General features: G+C 49.4%; 16 protein-coding genes. 4 read left to right on the forward strand and 12 right to left on the reverse strand.

The features are described from left to right. Position 1 precedes the first annotated feature (1 nt). The gene (gene truB, locus NZM01_01300) at positions 2–880 is read left to right on the forward strand and encodes a tRNA pseudouridine(55) synthase TruB (protein ID MCS6958668.1); all 879 of its coding nucleotides are present in this window, start codon (positions 2–4) and stop codon (positions 878–880) included. Here the strand turns inward: truB and aroF are convergent. The 9 genes from aroF to NZM01_01345 form a co-directional block, all read right to left on the reverse strand. Continuing rightward, the gene (gene aroF / locus NZM01_01305; GenBank protein ID MCS6958669.1) at positions 869–1,927 is read right to left on the reverse strand and encodes a 3-deoxy-7-phosphoheptulonate synthase; all 1,059 of its coding nucleotides are present in this window, start codon (positions 1,925–1,927) and stop codon (positions 869–871) included. The genes truB and aroF overlap by 12 nt on opposite strands. Then, positions 1,924–2,355, reverse strand: coding sequence for a PAM68 family protein (locus NZM01_01310; GenBank protein ID MCS6958670.1), 432 nt, complete (start codon positions 2,353–2,355; stop codon positions 1,924–1,926). The genes aroF and NZM01_01310 overlap by 4 nt, the downstream gene beginning before the upstream one ends. A 1-nt stretch (position 2,356) precedes the next feature. Then, positions 2,357–2,626 (reverse strand): 30S ribosomal protein S15, encoded by a 270-nt coding sequence (gene rpsO, locus NZM01_01315; GenBank protein ID MCS6958671.1) that lies wholly within the window; start codon positions 2,624–2,626, stop codon positions 2,357–2,359. 43 nt (positions 2,627–2,669) lie between these two features. Continuing rightward, positions 2,670–2,804, reverse strand: coding sequence for a hypothetical protein (locus NZM01_01320; GenBank protein ID MCS6958672.1), 135 nt, complete (start codon positions 2,802–2,804; stop codon positions 2,670–2,672). A gap of 81 nt (positions 2,805–2,885) precedes the next feature. Beyond that, positions 2,886–4,478, reverse strand: a complete 1,593-nt coding sequence (locus NZM01_01325) for an ammonium transporter (protein ID MCS6958673.1) — start codon at positions 4,476–4,478, stop codon at positions 2,886–2,888. Beyond that, positions 4,479–5,144, reverse strand: coding sequence for a hypothetical protein (locus NZM01_01330; GenBank protein ID MCS6958674.1), 666 nt, complete (start codon positions 5,142–5,144; stop codon positions 4,479–4,481). A 69-nt stretch (positions 5,145–5,213) separates the two neighbouring features. Continuing rightward, positions 5,214–5,864: a uracil phosphoribosyltransferase gene (gene upp, locus NZM01_01335; protein ID MCS6958675.1), complete on the reverse strand. Its 651-nt coding sequence runs from the start codon at positions 5,862–5,864 to the stop codon at positions 5,214–5,216. Positions 5,865–5,939: 75 nt separating this feature from the next. Further along, positions 5,940–7,088, reverse strand: coding sequence for a DUF1501 domain-containing protein (locus tag NZM01_01340; protein ID MCS6958676.1), 1,149 nt, complete (start codon positions 7,086–7,088; stop codon positions 5,940–5,942). Positions 7,089–7,096: 8 nt separating this feature from the next. Then, positions 7,097–8,350 carry a DUF1800 domain-containing protein gene (locus NZM01_01345; protein MCS6958677.1) on the reverse strand — a complete coding sequence of 418 codons (1,254 nt, stop codon included), beginning with the start codon at positions 8,348–8,350 and terminating at the stop codon, positions 7,097–7,099. A gap of 121 nt (positions 8,351–8,471) precedes the next feature. Between NZM01_01345 and purH the strand changes: the two genes are divergently transcribed. Together purH and NZM01_01355 are read left to right on the forward strand one after the other, a co-directional pair. Continuing rightward, entirely contained in the window at positions 8,472–9,983 is a 1,512-nt protein-coding gene (gene purH / locus NZM01_01350) for a bifunctional phosphoribosylaminoimidazolecarboxamide formyltransferase/IMP cyclohydrolase (GenBank protein ID MCS6958678.1), read from the forward strand. A gap of 399 nt (positions 9,984–10,382) precedes the next feature. Continuing rightward, positions 10,383–11,696, forward strand: a complete 1,314-nt coding sequence (locus NZM01_01355) for an EndoU domain-containing protein (protein ID MCS6958679.1) — start codon at positions 10,383–10,385, stop codon at positions 11,694–11,696. A gap of 43 nt (positions 11,697–11,739) precedes the next feature. On the opposite strand, the gene NZM01_01360 is transcribed toward NZM01_01355, so the two are convergent. From NZM01_01360 to NZM01_01370, 3 genes are all read right to left on the reverse strand, one after another. After that, positions 11,740–12,321, reverse strand: coding sequence for a Uma2 family endonuclease (locus tag NZM01_01360; GenBank protein MCS6958680.1), 582 nt, complete (start codon positions 12,319–12,321; stop codon positions 11,740–11,742). Between the two features lie 8 nt (positions 12,322–12,329). Then, on the reverse strand, positions 12,330–12,893 hold the full coding sequence (locus NZM01_01365) for a Uma2 family endonuclease (GenBank protein ID MCS6958681.1): 564 nt from the start codon (positions 12,891–12,893) through the stop codon (positions 12,330–12,332). Positions 12,894–12,989: 96 nt separating this feature from the next. Then, positions 12,990–15,476: an ATP-dependent Clp protease ATP-binding subunit gene (locus tag NZM01_01370; GenBank protein ID MCS6958682.1), complete on the reverse strand. Its 2,487-nt coding sequence runs from the start codon at positions 15,474–15,476 to the stop codon at positions 12,990–12,992. A 217-nt stretch (positions 15,477–15,693) separates the two neighbouring features. On the opposite strand from NZM01_01370, the gene NZM01_01375 reads away from it, so the two are divergent. Next, positions 15,694–16,860, forward strand: a complete 1,167-nt coding sequence (locus NZM01_01375) for an LL-diaminopimelate aminotransferase (GenBank protein MCS6958683.1) — start codon at positions 15,694–15,696, stop codon at positions 16,858–16,860. Positions 16,861–16,866 lie beyond the last annotated feature (6 nt).

Here is a 16,866-nt window from a genome sequence, read left to right on the forward strand (position 1 = left end):
AATGGGTAATCGGCGGGATGCTAGCACCTGTGGATTTCTCAATATCAATAAACCCCTAGGGATCACTTCCCATGATTGTCTGCTACAGGTGAAGAAAGCTCTGGGAGTTAAGAAGGCAGGGCACAGTGGTACTCTCGATCCCTTAGCAACGGGAGTATTACCGATCGCTCTCAATCAAGCCACCCGTCTACTGCCCTATCTTCCTGGGGGCAAAGCCTATCGCGCCGTGATTAAGTTTGGTCTAGCTACCACTACAGACGACAGAGAAGGAGAAGTTATGCAGGACCAACCCTGTCCCCATCTGCACCTAGACGAGGTAGAGAAACTTCTACCCCAATTTGTGGGCACGATCGAGCAAATTCCCCCCGCCTACAGCGCTATCAAAGTCCAGGGGAAAAAAATGTATGATTTAGCCCGATCGGGTCTCTCAGTTGAGCTACGCCCCCGCACCGTCACCATAGACAAGATTGAGGTTTTGGCCTGGCAACCAGGGGACTACCCCCAGCTGACCCTCCACATCGCCTGTAGCCCAGGGACATACATCCGATCGATCGCGCGCGACTTGGGTAAATTGCTAGGTTGTGGCGGCATGTTGACTGCCTTGGAGCGCACTTGCAGCAACGGCTTTCACCTGCAAGACAGCACTCCTCCCGATCGGGTAACCCTCGACAGCCTGGTCGACCCCAAACAAGTGTTCTCCCACTTAGAGAGAATAGAGTTAGACCCACAGCAAATCCGCCAGTGGCAACAGGGACAAAAAATTCAACTGGAGATAGAAATAGGAGAGAGAATGGTACAGGTCTGCAGCTCAGACAAATTTCTAGGGCTAGGCAAAGCCAAAGGGGGCACGATTTACCCCCGCGTAGTGTTAGCGAACTAAGGCAGGTTCTGGTCTCTCCCGACCCATCAATTTAACAAAGGGCTTAATGGACTGCATCAGCTGGTCAAACTGGTCAAAATTGAGAGACTGGGGACCATCCGAAAGCGCCTTTTGGGGATTGGGGTGCACCTCTACCATAATCGCATCTGCCCCTGCCACGATCGCTGCCATCACCATCGGCGGCACATAATCCGACCAACCCGTACCATGACTGGGGTCAATCATCACCGGCAGGTGCGTCAACTTCTTCAACACAGGAATACAAGCCAAATCTAGGGTGTTACGCGTGTACTTGCTATCAAAGGTACGAATCCCCCGTTCGCACAGAATTACATTGGGGTTACCCGCTGCCAGGATGTATTCCGCTGCCATCAACCAATCATCGATCGTGGCTGCCATCCCCCGCTTGAGCAAAACAGGTTTGGGTTGCCGACCGATGCGCTTTAACAGGGCAAAATTCTGCATATTCCGTGCCCCTACCTGCAATACATCAGCGACCTCCGCCACCTTGTCAATATCAGGGCTATCCATGACCTCTGTAATTACCCCTAGACCCGATGCCTGCTTTGCCGCTGCCAGTAACTCCAGAGCACTTTCCCCATGTCCCTGGAAAGAATAGGGAGAAGTACGCGGCTTGTAAGCTCCACCCCGCAAAAACTGCGCTCCCGCTGCTTTCACCTTAAGGGCAGTAGCAATAATCATCTCCTCATTCTCTACTGAGCAAGGACCCGCTGTAACCACCAAGGGATGATGCTGCCCAAATACTACCTCCCCACTGGGAGTATGGACTACGACTTCACTATACTCATTGTGGCGGTACTCCAGGCTGGCGCGCTTAAAGGGCTTCTCTACCCGCAACACCGACTCTATCCAGGGGCTGAGTTCCTCAATGCGGAAGGGGTCTAACTCCTGGGTTTCCCCCACCAGCCCGATTACTACCTTGTGTTTACCGACAATCTTCTCCGGTGACAACCCCCAACTGGCTAACTCCGCACTGATACGGTTAATTTCTTCCTGGGGCGTACCCACCTTCATCACCACAATCATTGTTTTACCTCTCCTTTACTGCGCATAGCTTTCCAGGCATCCGTTAAATAGCCCAAATTCCTCTGAAACTCTGACCACCCCCACCAACTACCGACCCGATCGGCATCCCAGGAAGCAGACAGAGCGCCATAGCTCAGCCCCGCTACCCCCAAGCCTAAAAACAGCATACTAACCGCCACTACTGCCCCATTAGGTAACGGGAAGAGGTGATGGGAGACGATCCAATAACTAATTAGCAGTACCGCAAACCCAGTCAAAGTGGGCACACCACAGAATAGAGCTACCCGCCTTACCATGCGCCGACTAACCACCTCAGGCATCCTTGGTGTAGGCTCTTTATCCTGTTCCACCTTAGCTGCGGCAGGGGCAACTTTGGCTGGTTTCTTTTTTTTACTGCGGCGGGCAGGCTCAAAGGGTAGCTTGCTCATCTTACCCCCTGATCCCCAGCCGAGTAACCAGCTCTTTGTACTGGGCAGGATTTTCCCGTTTCAGGTAGGCTAGCAGCCGTTTCCGCTGACCAATGATTTTCAGAAGAGAGCGCCGGGAAGAAAAATCCTTGGGGTGCTCCTTGAGGTGATTGGTGAGTTGGTTGACCCGCTCCGAGAGTAGAGCAATTTGCACCACTGAAGACCCCGTATCCGTGGGATGAGCGCGAAAAGTTTTTATGATCTCTTGTTTACGTTCTTGGAGCAGAGGCATGGGCACACATACTAAAAAGACATCTAAGGATCATAGCACAACTCTAGTGGGCAGACCCATTGCCGTGGTACTTGTCCGTGTCGTAGAAACCATTCTGTGTACCAAAGAATAGGCAACTTACGCTGAAGAGAACACTCAGGACTAACAACAAGGTCTTGAAATCAAATAGGGTTTCCATAGGCGTTAATACGCAAAGCCATTTATCACTGTAGGTCACCTAGAGGCAAATATACGGGAAACTTTACACAACTTTTAAGTTCTACTGGTTAGTCTGGAGGTTGGAGTAAGCAATCACCCCTGTTTCGGCAATGTCTAGCCCTTCTACCTCCACAGCGGCAGGCACTCGCATACCCACAAACTCATCAAGGAGAGTGAAGAACCCAGCCGATACTGCATATCCCCAGATGATTAGCACTATTGCCCCAATCAACTGGGCGATAAACTGCCCCACGTCCCCATAGAGCAAGCCGCGTACTGCTCCCTCTACTCCATTCCAACTGCCCCCATAAATTGCTGTGCCATCGGCAAAAATCCCTACACACAGCACTCCCAAAATGCCACACACGCCATGCACAGAAATTGCCCCCACGGGGTCATCGATACCTAAACGATCGATCGTTTCCACGGAGTAGCACACCACCACTCCAGCAATTACGCCAATAACAAAACCCGCCGTTGCGCCAATAAAGCCAGAGGCAGCCGTAACTGCTACCAGTCCCGCCAAGAGACCATTGGCGATCATAGTGGGGTCAGGTTTGCCTGTGCGACAAATCATGTAAATAGCTGCTGATAGCGCCCCCCCTGCACTAGCCAGCATAGTCACTGTGGCAATCACGCCAATCCGTAGGAGACCGCCTCCCGCTGCCCCTAGTGTACTGCCCGCATTAAAACCAAACCAACCAAAGGCAAGGATGAACGCCCCTAAAATGCCCATGGGGATATTGTGCCCAGGTAGAGCATTGATTGAACCGTCAGGGTTGTACTTGCCTAATCTCGGTCCCAGACGTTGCGCCCCCGCCAAAGCGCACATACCCCCGATCGCGTGTACTACCCCCGAACCCGCAAAGTCCACGTAGCCATGACCCAAACCAAAGTTAGTACCCAAACTAGCTAGCCAGCCACCCCCCCAAGCCCAGTTGCCAAACAGCGGATACAAAAACATAGACATGAACAAGCCATAGATAGCAAAGGACTTGAGACTCCAGCGCTCTGCCATTGCCCCCGTCGGAATGGTAGCTGCCGTGTCCATAAACACCATTTGGAAGAGAAAGATGGCATAAACACCTATGTCGTAAGTGTCGCCCCCCAAAAACCAACCCTTGGTAGCAAATAGACCAAAAGACTTGCCTAAAATATTGATAGTGAACTCATGGGCTGTCCCCAGAGGTGTTGTTCCCCCCAAGGTAGGTACACTTGTCCCGCCGTACATCAAGGCAAAACCCGCTATCCAAAAACCTGTCATGCCAATTACATAAATTAAAAAGTTCATCAGCATGGTGTGGGCAGCATTCTTAGCTTGGGTAAAGCCCGTTTCTACCAAAGCAAACCCAGCTTGCATGAGCATCACTAAGAATCCAGAAATAAGTACCCACATTAGATTGATAGCTATGCGGTTTTGCCCTACGGCATCGGCCAGTTGCACAGCGAGCGGTTCCTGTTGCTTTTGTCTGAAGAATTCGAGACTACCCTCTGGCGCAATGATTGTTTCTCCCTGGGCATTCTGCACATCAACAGCCTTGCCTGTAGCAGTACCGCTGGGGTCACCTGCTAAAACATATATTCCTCCACCACTGAGGCACAAAATACATAAGAAAGCAAAGAAAGATTTGAGCCAAAATCGTTTCTTTCTCATTTATTTTTCCTGTTTCGGTTCATAGGAAATACTAGGATGTACTATTTGGGAATGTTTATTAGCAGCCACAGAAAAACGCGGCACTTTTACACCCCGATAGATAATATACTCTGTCTTTTCTTCAGGGCAAGATTCTACTGCTTGTTCCTCCTGGTCCTCTGTTGCTTTATCATTTTGTTCCTCTGCCTCTGTAGCTGCTTCAGCAGCAGCAGGTAGGGGGTTATACTTTGCCACTAGACCAAGAATAGTGGTTGTTAGCTCTTGCTTGGGTTCTCTGCCGATCGCTGCTAACACTCTGCTAATAGAGTCGAGGGCACTGCGGGTAGTTAATTTGGGTAAAAAATCGATCGCTCCCCGCCTTGTCGCCCACCTTCTTTCTAGTTCAGTTACTTCAATGCGCAGGGGATTAACTATGAAGACTTTTAACTCCTTCAAGTGTGCTTGCGCCCACCGACAGACAGAACCACAGATAAGGGTATTTTCCCTTTGAGCACTATAGTTTATCAGGAGTAGATGGGGATTCGTGTCACGCAGGTAGACATAGATATTGTCTAATTCTGTCTTCACTACCACGTCTAGCCCTTGTAGTTTCAGAATCGCTTGCCACAGCAGTCCCTCTGGGTTTTGTAAATATGCAATCAGGGCAGTAGGTACATCAGAGTTCATGGGTGAATTAGCTACTTTCACTCTATTAAAAACTGAATGTGAAAATTAAGTTTGTATTAAGGGTAACATTTATGTGCCGAAGGCGCGATCCCCTGCATCCCCCAAACCTGGTATAATAAAGCCTTTATCATTGAGGCTCTCATCAATAGCAGCGGCAAAGACTTGTAAATGGGGATAGCGATTGCTTAGTTTTTGCAGAGCAGGTGGCGCACAGATAATACTGATAATGCGCATTAGTTGGGGGTCAGCTCCCCGTGCAGTCAGCATCTCCAGCACTTGCATAATTGTCCCCCCTGTGGCCAGCATCGGCTCTAAAATTAATAGGCGAGTGGTCGGCTCTATAACAGAGGGAAGACGATCGAGATAACAGGAAGGTAGAAGAGTTTCCTCATCTCTGACCATGCCCAAATGATAGACCCTTGCCCCAGGAATAAGACTCTGACAGGGTTCCAGCAAAGCTAAACCAGCCCTAAGGATAGGCACGATCGCAAGGGGTACCTGGCTGGGAATGATTTTGCCCGTGGTTACAGCCAGAGGTGTCTCCACCTCTATGGTTTGAGTGGGCAGCCAATCTCTAATTGCTTCATAGGTCAGCCAGCGACTCAATTCCTGCAAAGCAGTGCGAAACAGGGGAAAAGGGGTGTATTTATCCCTCGCCACCGTTAGCCAGTGTTGAATCAGGGGATGGGGCAGGACGAAAACCTTGAGCTGGAGAACCATGACCTAGATTGAACTGTTCACAATCAAATTTTAACCCCCTGCAGGAACCAGCCGCGATTGCCAGCGAGTGACCTACTAAGCCAGAAATTCTACGTAGGGAAAACTGCCACCTAGGATGTCTACAGAATTGCCGTGCAACCACCGATCGATCGTTTCTGCGTACAAACTACGAAAGTCAATTTGCCAAGGTAAGTTGCCATTGACTAAACTGTCTAGGTTTGGTTGCCCACCCAAAATACCGCCTTTGAGATTGTTACCCAGGAAGAAAACAGGGGTAGCTGTGCCATGGTCTGTGCCCCCTGAGCCGTTTTGCGCTACTCGCCGTCCAAATTCTGTCTGTACCATGATCAACACATTGCCATCGCTGCCTCTGGTTTTTAGGTCATTCATCAGAGCTGCCAGACTGTCCCCTACACTTTTAAGCAACCGTTGATGTTGGGGTAGTTGGTTGACATGGGTATCCCACCCCCCCACTGTCAGATAAACGATCGGGGGTAAAGCTTCCAATACTACAGAAGCAAAGGCAAATTGATTGCCGATATTGTCCTGGGGATAGTCACCACTATTTGTCTTTTGATTAACCTTGCTTTGGAACTGATCCACTGCTGCTTGACCTGCTAAAACCGCTTGGCGGACAACTTCTGCTAAGGGGTGAGATTGGGTGACGTTGTAGGCAACCTGGACTGCCCGCCCAACTTTGTCCCCCGTTGCCAGCCTCAGATTGGGAGACAGTTGTAAATACCGTTCATCTTTTGCTCCCAGGAGAGCGAGGGGGTACTCGTCGCCGATAAAAACAGCATCCGCAGTATCAGCTTTGATAGTGGATAGATACCGCGCTAACCAACCACTGATGCTCCCTTCTGTAAGTTGTCCACTTTGCCAGATGTCCTGGGAACGAAAATGGGACAGACTAGGATTGGGATAGCTGACGTTTTGCACGATCGTTAGTTTTTGGGCATCAAACAAGGGTTTTAGCTTCTCTAAACTGGGATGGAGAGCGATTTGACTAGTGATGGGAATGCCGTCTTTAATGGCTAAACTAGGGCGCAGGCGGATATAGTTAGGGTCTCTATAGGGTATGCAGGTATTCAAACCATCGTTGCCGCCCACTAGTTGCACGACTAACAGAGTGCGTTGCTTACTAGAGAGATTCTGGGCACGGGCTTGCCAAATACTGGCAAAGGTAGTAAGAGCAGCGAGAGTGAAAAATGTACGCCTTTTCATAGCAAACCTCAAGCTAGTTGATAAAGGGGGGTAGAAAGCAAAACAGCAGCAAATTCGTGGACAGCTAAGTTATCCGTAGATGGGGGAATTGCACCTGCAGGGTTGTTGTCTAACAGTAAAAAGATGAGGTCTGACTGGGAGAACTTCTGCCGATCGAACTTGAATCCCCCCATATCACCGCTAGTAAGAGTTATTTGCCTAGCTATATTCAACCGACTGAGTAAAGATGAAGCGGTCAGCCATCCTTCGTCATTTGCCCAGCCCTTGACCGTGGGTGGATTATACATAGCCTGTCCCATCGATCGTAAGGCGCTGTTGACACGTCTGGGGTCAGCCTGCACCTGCAATTGCCGTAGAGCAGCCACCATAAACTCCTGGGGTGTGCGGATTTGACTGCGATAGGCTCGATCGCTATAAAACTCATCACTAGTAAAGATTGCCTCTAGCACCTTGGCAATAGAACGATCGTTTTCTTGATAGACTTTGCCTAGACGTTCTACGATATGGGGTTCAGGGTGGGGATGCACAAAGGTACGCCAGAGCTTTGCCCCCAATTGCCGACCTGTTTGGGGATGATTGGCAAGAATCTGAACAATATCCTCTGTACGGAAATTACCTCTTTTCCCTAGGAAAGTTTTCACCCCGTTGTCGTGTTGACTAGGGCGAAAGATAGCTGTAGAACTACCCTCCTGGAAGTTAGTTTGTATTGTCCAACCTGTCAAAGCCCGTGCCCCTTCTTGCACATCGGTTTCCGTGTAGTTGCCGATCCCAATTGTGAATAGCTCCATCACTTCGCGGCTGTAGTTTTCGTTGATGTTGCCTTTGCGATTTTGGTTACTATCGAGGTAGTGGAGCATGGCGGGGCTGGTTGTCACTTGCCACAATAAATCTTGAAAATCCCCCAAAGCATAGTTGCGCAGTCGCCTTTCGTAGTCCAATAACATGTAGGGGTTGCTGGTTTTGCGTAGACTGATGACAAAGTGATCGCGCCAGAAGCTAACTATACGCTCATGCAGGGGGTTAGTGGCAGTGAATGTCTGTTTTGTTAGCCAGTCTAAAAACTGCTGGCGGACTTGCGTAAGTAATTGGGGGTCATTGGCATTGCTGGGTAAACCAGGTAAGGAGGGGACTGGGTCAGGGGTGACATCGTTTAGCCACCGTTCTAGATAGTCTATGGGAGACCAGTTGCTGTTCAACTCCTCCAGGGTACCACCACCTGTACTGCGGCGGAGAAAGTGGGCTTTCTGTTGTTGGGGGTTCACAGTAGTCAAGTACGCTACTGTTTAGACTATACCCCTAGCTGTAGACCCAGGTAGCAGCTGCCTCATATTGACCGTCTTGCTTTTCCCTACTAACCTAGTACAGACTCTCAACACAGTGGCAATGACTAAACTAGCTCTCCTCAGTGTAGCGGACAAAACAGGGATTGTGGAGTTGGCAAGAGTCCTGACCGATCGGTTTCACTACCAAATTTTGAGCAGTGGCGGCACAGCGGAAGTCCTCCAGGCAGCAGGCATAGCAGTTACCAGGGTTTCGGATTACACAGGGGCACCAGAGATTCTCGGCGGCAGAGTGAAAACACTCCACCCCAAAATTCACGGCGGTATTTTGGCACGGTTAGCCCTGGCAGAAGATGTGGCGGATTTGCAAAAAGAGGGTATTGCGCCCATTGACTTGGTGGTTGTCAATCTCTACCCCTTCCAACAAACAATTGCCCAAGCGGGTGTGACAGAGGCGGAAGCGATCGAGCAAATTGACATTGGCGGTCCAGCTCTGTTGCGGGCAGCAGCGAAGAATTTCCACTATGTCACCGTCCTGTGTCAGCCCTGTCAATACAATCGTTATCTTAAGTACTTAGAGCAGGGGGGCACAACCCTAGAATTTCGCAGGGAGCTGGCAATAGCAGTGTTTGAGCACACCCAGGCATATGACCGTGCTATCAGCAACTATCTCTCTGGCACCCAGGATTTTGTAGTGCGGGGAACAAACCCCCAACCCCTACGCTACGGTGAAAATCCTCATCAACAAGCCACTTGGTATCAGACGAGTAATCAAGGTTGGTCATCTGCAATTCTATGTCAGGGGAAAGAACTCAGCTACAACAATTTGTTAGACTTAGAAGCTGCCCGTGCCCTTGCTGCTGAATTTGTTAACGATCGTCCCACTACGGTCATCATCAAACACACTAATCCCTGTGGTGTGGCCCAGGGGGAAACATTGCAGGATAGTTACTTGCGGGCGCTGGCTGCCGATCCTGTATCAGCATTTGGGGGAATTGTGGCGTTGACAAGAACGATCGATGTCCCTACTGCGCAAGAATTGACCCGCACGTTTTTGGAATGTGTAGTTGCCCCAGGAGCAGAACCAGCAGCATTGACAATTTTGCAACAAAAGCCCAATCTCCGTGTACTCCTTTTATCTGACTTCACTCAAAGCCCGTCGGAGTTAATTAAGTGCATCAGTGGTGGATTTCTAGTACAAACAGCGGACACTATACCTGTTGCAACCCAGGCATGGGAGACAGTTACTGATATTGCTCCCTCTGCCCACACTTTGGCAGATTTAGTCTTTGCGTGGCAAGTCTGTCGTCATGTCAAATCCAATGCCATTGTGATTGCCAAAGCTGGTGTCACTGTAGGGATTGGAGCAGGACAGATGAATCGAGTTGGTGCTGTAGAAATTGCTCTCAAACAAGCAGGGGAAAAAGCCCAAGGTGCGGTTCTAGCCAGTGATGGCTTCTTCCCCTTTGATGACTCCGTCCGAACAGCGGCACAAGCAGGAATTACAGCGATCGTGCAACCAGGCGGTAGCATTAGGGATCGGGATTCTATCAAAGCCGCTAATGAACTAGGAATTGCCATGGTCTTTACGAAAGTGCGTCACTTCTTGCATTGACCAACCATGTATCGCCCGCTTTGAATTAGCCAGTGTTTAATTTAGGCAGCCTTCAACTTGGGGCTAAGGAATTCCCTCTGTCTGCATACTTATGAGGTATCCCCTTCAATTCAAAGACACGTAGCTGTTCAATCATCTTGACTAGTGAAAATCTTAGAATACTTAGAGTCTATTGCTGACAGATAGGTAGGAATCTTATAGGTACTTTGGATGACGGCTCAGGGCTTTTCAGAATTGCAGGTCTGTTTCGCTTCAATAGGTCAACTGCATACTACCCGTACCTTATTTAGGGATGGGACTTATGCTTACACTGGAGATCAACAAACTTAAACACACCTTAACTTCTAGGTTGCGACTTGGGTATTATCCTTATGTAATTGTCTTTTTCTGCAGCGACCTATGCTTAAACACACTACTTTGGTGGCATTACCTGTGTGCCTGGGCAGCCTCATCCTACCAGCTTATGCTGCTACGACTCTACCTACTGGTACACAATTTACTGCTACCTCCAATTGTCAAGTTGCTAGTTCCATTAGCGGAATTAGCTCCAGCTCCCAAAGACTGGTTGTCAACTCCAAATACAATGCCCGTGAAATTAACAGAAGTTACAACGACTCTACCCATGTACGAATTGAATACAACGGTCAGCTCATGTGGGTGGCCATCAGCGGTTGTGGCAACTTGCCTGTGTTCCAATCCACTAACACCTGCCGCGTAGCTAGCAGTATCGCAGGTATTCCTACCAGCAATAAAAGGTTACAAAACGGTGCATTCTATGCCATTACTGCTTTCAATCAACAAACCAATCCCGAAGCTTCTACCCATGTGCAGTTAAATAATAGTGGTGTTTTGGACTGGACGGCTATTAGTGGCTGTGGCAATGTCATTCGGGTTGCTGCTTCTAGTAGTCCCTCTCCCAGTCCTACCCCAACACCTACTCCAGGTGGCAGTGGCATTCCTGGTACCGGCCCGTTCTTTGATACGGTGAATAATCCGGAAAACAATGCTTTTGGCGGTAATGCTGACCCCACCCCACCCCCTCCTACCTTGACTGCCTTCGATCGGGAAATGGCTGCTATCTGTGGTGCTCCTGGTACTGCTGTTAGCCCCACCACCTTCAAGAATGCCCTCAAAAAATATCCTGCGGAACTCAACCGCATCATGCAATTTACGGGTTATCGGGTCTTTGGTAATCGTCCCAGTCAATACACTAATCCTGACCAATACCTTGACCAATTGGCAGAAGCCTGGTTTGACCCCAATACTAAGGGTTTTGACCACATCTTCTGTGGTGAACCTGAGCCTGGGGGTAAGGTAGGAGGGTTGCACTTCCACGGTCGCTACCTAGACTTGCAGGAGAAGGGTTTGGCCGGTCGTCTCTTGAATAATAGTAGCAAGCAAGAAATTATGCCGCTAGTGATTTACACGATCGGGGTACGGATGCGCAATGCCAGCGGTGGTATTTCCGAGAGTGCTATCAAGGGCTACGGCTATACCCTCAGTGCTGAAGACATTCTGAAGTTTGTCACCAAAGCCTTCCGGGACAACCCTTCCAGCAACACTGCTAGTAGTGATGGTTGTATTCTGGATGTCAGCGATGATGGCAAGAACTTTAAGACCATGTTCTTCCGTCGTGCCTCTGGTATCCGTACTTTCTATCCTGATGCCACCCCTGAACCTGGCAAGTTTCCTGCCTGCAACGTTAGACCATAGTTTGACCTAAGAGTCCCGGGGAGATCACTTTGGTCTCCCCTTCCTAGTCAAAAATTTCTTGGACGGCGCAGGTGAAATTGGGGAGTAAGGGAGAAGTGAGGAGGTCGTTGTTATACAAAGTCATGGCTAATTTGAGAACGCCCCCTTCCCTTCTGTAGACCTCTATCTGCCTGGACTGCCAATCTGCCAGCCAATACTCTAAAACCCCGTAGACAGAATAGAGCTTCAACTTAACCTGCCGATCGCGTCTGACATTTTCTGCCCCTGGCGATAGCACTTCAATCACTAAATCTGGCGCTCCCCGTAGATGACCGGCTTCATCGATTAGAGATTGAAACTTTTGCTTGCTGACCCAAACTACATCAGGAATCACGTCATTCTGCTCACTAAAAATCACGCCTGGATTTAGGCAAACGTACCCCAAATTTGTTCGTTCAGACCACAACTTTAACTTGGTGTAAAAGTTGCCGCAGGTAGTTTGATGTTGCCAGTGGGGTGCTCTGGTCACAAACAACTCTCCCTCTACAATTTCATAGCGGCTACTGTCCTGGGGCAACAGCTCTAGGTCGGCACTTACCCAAGGGCGCAGGTCATGGTTTGGGCTAGATAGTTTGCTGGTAGTCATAACTGTAGTTAACCAAAAATTTCCTGCACAGGGCAAGTGAAGTTGGGTAGCAGAGGGGAAGTAAGCAGGTCGTTGTTATACAAAGTCATGGCTAGTTTGAGGACACCCCCTTCCCTTCTGTAGACCTCTATCTGCCTAGCCTGCCAGTCTGCTAACCAATATTCCAAAACTCCATAGACAGAGTAGAGTTTCAATTTGACCTGCCGATCGCGTCTGGCATTTTCTGCCCCTGGCGATAGCACCTCAATCACCAAATCCGGTGCTCCCCGCAGATGTCCTGCCCCATCCAGCAAACTCTGATATTTCTCTTTGGTCACCCAAACTACATCAGGGATCACATCGTTTTCTTCACTAAAAATCACACCAACATGCATGCCCACATATCCTAAACCCGTAGCTTGTGACCACTGTTGCAGAGCCAGACAAAAGTTAAGGCAAGTAGTTTGATGCTGCCAATGGGGTGCTCTCGTCACAAACAACTCTCCCTCTACAATCTCATAGCGGTTGCCGTTTTCTGGCAGTAAATCTAAATCTCCCCTCGTCCATAACTGTCGGATTGTAAGTTCACTCATATCGCTTCTGTCTCATAAATTCAGTGGCTATAGCGGTTGTAATGAAAAAACCGACCGGCAGATAACCGATCGGTGAGAAGCTAGACGAAGACAGACCTAAGCAGAAGGAAGCAGTTGCAGGTTATTGTCTGAACCTTCTACAGTTTTTTTCTCGCTGGTAACAAACACCTTACCATCGTCATCCACATCCACAACCACAGTTGCCCCTTCTACCACCTTACCTGTGAGAATTTCCTCTGCCAGAGAGTCTTCTAGCAGGCGCATAATGGCACGGCGCAAGGGACGCGCACCGTAGCTGGGATTGTAACCTTCCCGTACCAGTAAATCCTTAAACCGCTCTGTCACTGTGAGAGTAATGCCCTTCTCTGCCATCCGCTTGTAAACCTCAGAGAGCATGAGTTCGGCAATCTGCTTAACTTCATCTACCGTCAGTTGACGGAAGACAATGATCTCATCCACACGGTTGAGGAATTCAGGACGGAAGTAGTTCTTCAGCTCCTCGTTGACCAGAGAGCGGATACGGTTGTAGTGAGACTCTTCCTCGTTTTCCGAGAACTCAAAGCCTAGACCACCACCACCCTTCTCAATCACCTTAGAGCCAATATTGGAAGTCATGACAATCAAAGTGTTCTTGAAATCGATCGTTCTTCCCTTGGAGTCCGTCAAACGTCCATCTTCTAGGATTTGCAAGAGCAAGTTAAAGACATCAGGGTGCGCTTTTTCAATCTCATCAAAGAGAACGACCGTATAAGGTCTGCGTCTGACAGCCTCTGTTAACTGCCCGCCTTCGTTATAGCCCACATAACCAGGAGGAGAACCAATCAGCTTAGACACTGTATGGCGCTCCATGTACTCGGACATATCTAGACGAATCATGGCTTCCTCTGAGCCAAAGAAGTAGGCAGCCAACGCCTTAGTTAGTTCCGTCTTACCTACACCCGTCGGACCAGAGAAGATGAAGCTAGCGATCGGACGGTTAGGATTCTTCAAACCAACCCTCGCACGGCGAATGGCACGGGAGATTGCCCTCACTGCCTCGTCTTGCCCAATTACCCGCTTGTGGAGTGTGTCTTCCATCTGCAGGAGCATTGCAGACTCTGACTCGGTCAGTTTGTTGACATGGATACCTGTCCAGGAGCTGACAATGTAGGCAATATCCTCTTCTGTTACCACAGGCACCACATCAGATTGGGCTGCCTCTGCCTTCTTGGCTTGGGTAATCGCCCGAATCTGTTGCTTGATTTCAATCTCTCTATCCCTGAGAGCACCTGCCCGCTCAAAATCCTGCGCCCTTACCGCCTCATCTTTCTCTTTCATCACCTTGCGCAGTTCCTTGTCTAGTTCCTTGGCTGCTGGCGGGAGCTGGGAGTTGATTAGACGAACACGGGAACTAGCCTCATCAATCAAGTCGATCGCCTTGTCAGGCAGATAACGGTCAGAGATATACCGATCGGACAGTTGGGCAGCTGCCACGAGGGCGGCGTCAGAAATCTTTAATTTGTGGTGCTGTTCGTAGCGCTCCCGCAGACCAAAGAGAATCTCGATCGTTTCTTCTACCGAAGGCTCACCCACCATAACAGGTTGGAAGCGCCGCTCCAAGGCTGCATCCCGTTCAATATGCTTGCGGTATTCATCTAGGGTAGTAGCCCCAATGCACTGCAATTCACCACGGGCTAGAGCAGGTTTGAGGATATTAGCCGCATCGATCGCTCCTTCCGCTGCCCCCGCCCCGATCAGGGTGTGCACTTCGTCGATGACCAGGATGACATTACCCGCCGATCGGATCTCATCCATGATCTTTTTAAGGCGTTCTTCAAATTCCCCTCTGTACTTTGTACCTGCTACCAGCAGCCCAATATCGAGGGTAACTACCCGCTTGTCTTCCAAAATATCGGGGACATCTTTGTTGGCAATGCGTTGAGCTAAACCCTCAGCAATGGCAGTTTTACCTACCCCTGGTTCCCCAATGAGGACAGGGTTATTTTTGGTACGACGACCGAGAATTTGGATCACCCGTTCAATTTCCTTTTCCCGTCCCACCACGGGGTCTAGCTTGCCCTCCGCCGCCAGTTGGGTGAGATTAGAACCAAATTCGTCCAGTGTAGGGGTCTTCGTCCTGCCGCTATTGCCACCCACAGATACTTCTGCCGTTTCACCTAGCATTCTGATGACCTGCGTGCGGACTTTGCCCAAATCTACGCCCAAATTCTCCAGGACTCTGGCTGCTACACCTTCCCCTTCCCGAATTAGACCTAACAGGAGATGTTCCGTACCGATGTAGTTGTGCCCAAGTTGCCGCGCTTCTTCCAGGGATAACTCTAACACTCGTTTTGCTCTCGGAGTGAAGGGAATCTCTACCGCGACAAATCCAGAACCGCGCCCGATAATTTTTTCTACTTCAATTCTGGCATCCTTGAGGTTGACCCCCATAGATTTCAGGACTTTGGCAGCAACGCCAGTACCTTCTCCAATCAAGCCCAAGAGAATCTGCTCCGTGCCCACAAAATTGTGCCCCAGCCGGCGCGCTTCTTCCTGAGCCAGCATGATGACCTTGATAGCCTTTTCTGTAAAGCGTTCAAACATGGCGTTTTTCCATAACCTGCTGCGTTAAAGTAATGGTAACATAGCTATCTTATACTTGGTGGAGTTCGGGAAACCCCTCTGCCTAAAGTAAATTTTAATTTTGTTGGTCTGGACTGTTCCCTATTCTTAACTTCTGCTGGGAAGTAGGTATTTTTTTGTGCTACCAAAAAAACGTAAGGATTTATACTGAAATCGCACTGCAACCGATGGATTTCTTATGGCGAAATTGTTTGCCGATCGGCTGGCTTTTTTAGGGGGAAACGTATTTGCCACGATCGACCAAGTTAAACAAGAGAGACTACGACAGGGAAAGCCTTTAATTGACCTCTCCCTGGGTTCAGCGGACTTGCCCACCCATCCTGTTATTCTGGCAGCGATCGCTGCGGCTTTGCAGGATACTAGCACCCATGGCTATGTCTTGTTTGGGCAGACCAAATATTTTCGGGAGGCAGTGGCGCAGTGGTTTGAGCAGAGATTTGGTATCCAAGTTGACCCTGAAACGGAAGTACTTCCCCTCATTGGCTCCCAGGAAGGGACAGCCCATTTGCCCCTGGCTCTTTTGAATCCTGGTGACTATGCCTTGGTGCTTGACCCTGGTTATCCGTCTCACTACGGTGGAGTGTATTTGGCTGGTGGTGTGCCCTGGGGGATGCCTCTCCGATCGGAGTTCAATTTTTTACCCGACCTAGGAGCAATTCCCCCCTCGGTTTTACAGCAGGCAAAGCTGATGATTTTGAGTTACCCCCATAATCCTACCACCGCCATTGCGGATATGGATTTCTTTCGCTCTGCCGTTGAGTTTTGCCAGAGATACGGACTGTGGTTAATTCATGATTTCCCCTACATGGATATTGTCTTCGATGGCTATGTTGCCCCTGCTATGTTGCAAGCCGACCCCGATAAATCAGTAACGATCGAGTTTTTCACCCTCTCTAAGTCCTACAATATGGGGGGATTTCGGGTGGGATTTGCTATTGGTAATTCCCAGTTAATCAGTGCCTTAAGACAGATTAAAGCTGTAGTCGATTTTAATCAGTACCAAGGTATCTTACGGGGAGCAATTACTGCCCTTACCAGTGATGAAATTGTAGTTAAGCAATCAGTATTGGAGTTGCAAAAACGGCGGGATTTTATGGTGGATGCTCTGCAACGGATTGGCTGGCAAGTACAAAAACCCAAGGCTACTATGTATCTATGGGCGAAAATTCCCCATGCCAATTCTATGGAATTCTGTCGGCAATTAATTTGGGAACAGGGAATTGCTCTATCTCCCGGTGCAGGCTTTGGTAAACAGGGGGAAGGATTTGTCCGCTTTGCCCTCGTTCACCCCATAGAAACACTACAAGAAGTTATCGATCGGTTACCAGTTTTCTCACTCTATTAATATTGC

The organism is Pseudanabaenaceae cyanobacterium SKYG29 (assembly GCA_025055675.1).
GTDB lineage: Bacteria > Cyanobacteriota > Cyanobacteriia > Pseudanabaenales > Pseudanabaenaceae > M5B4.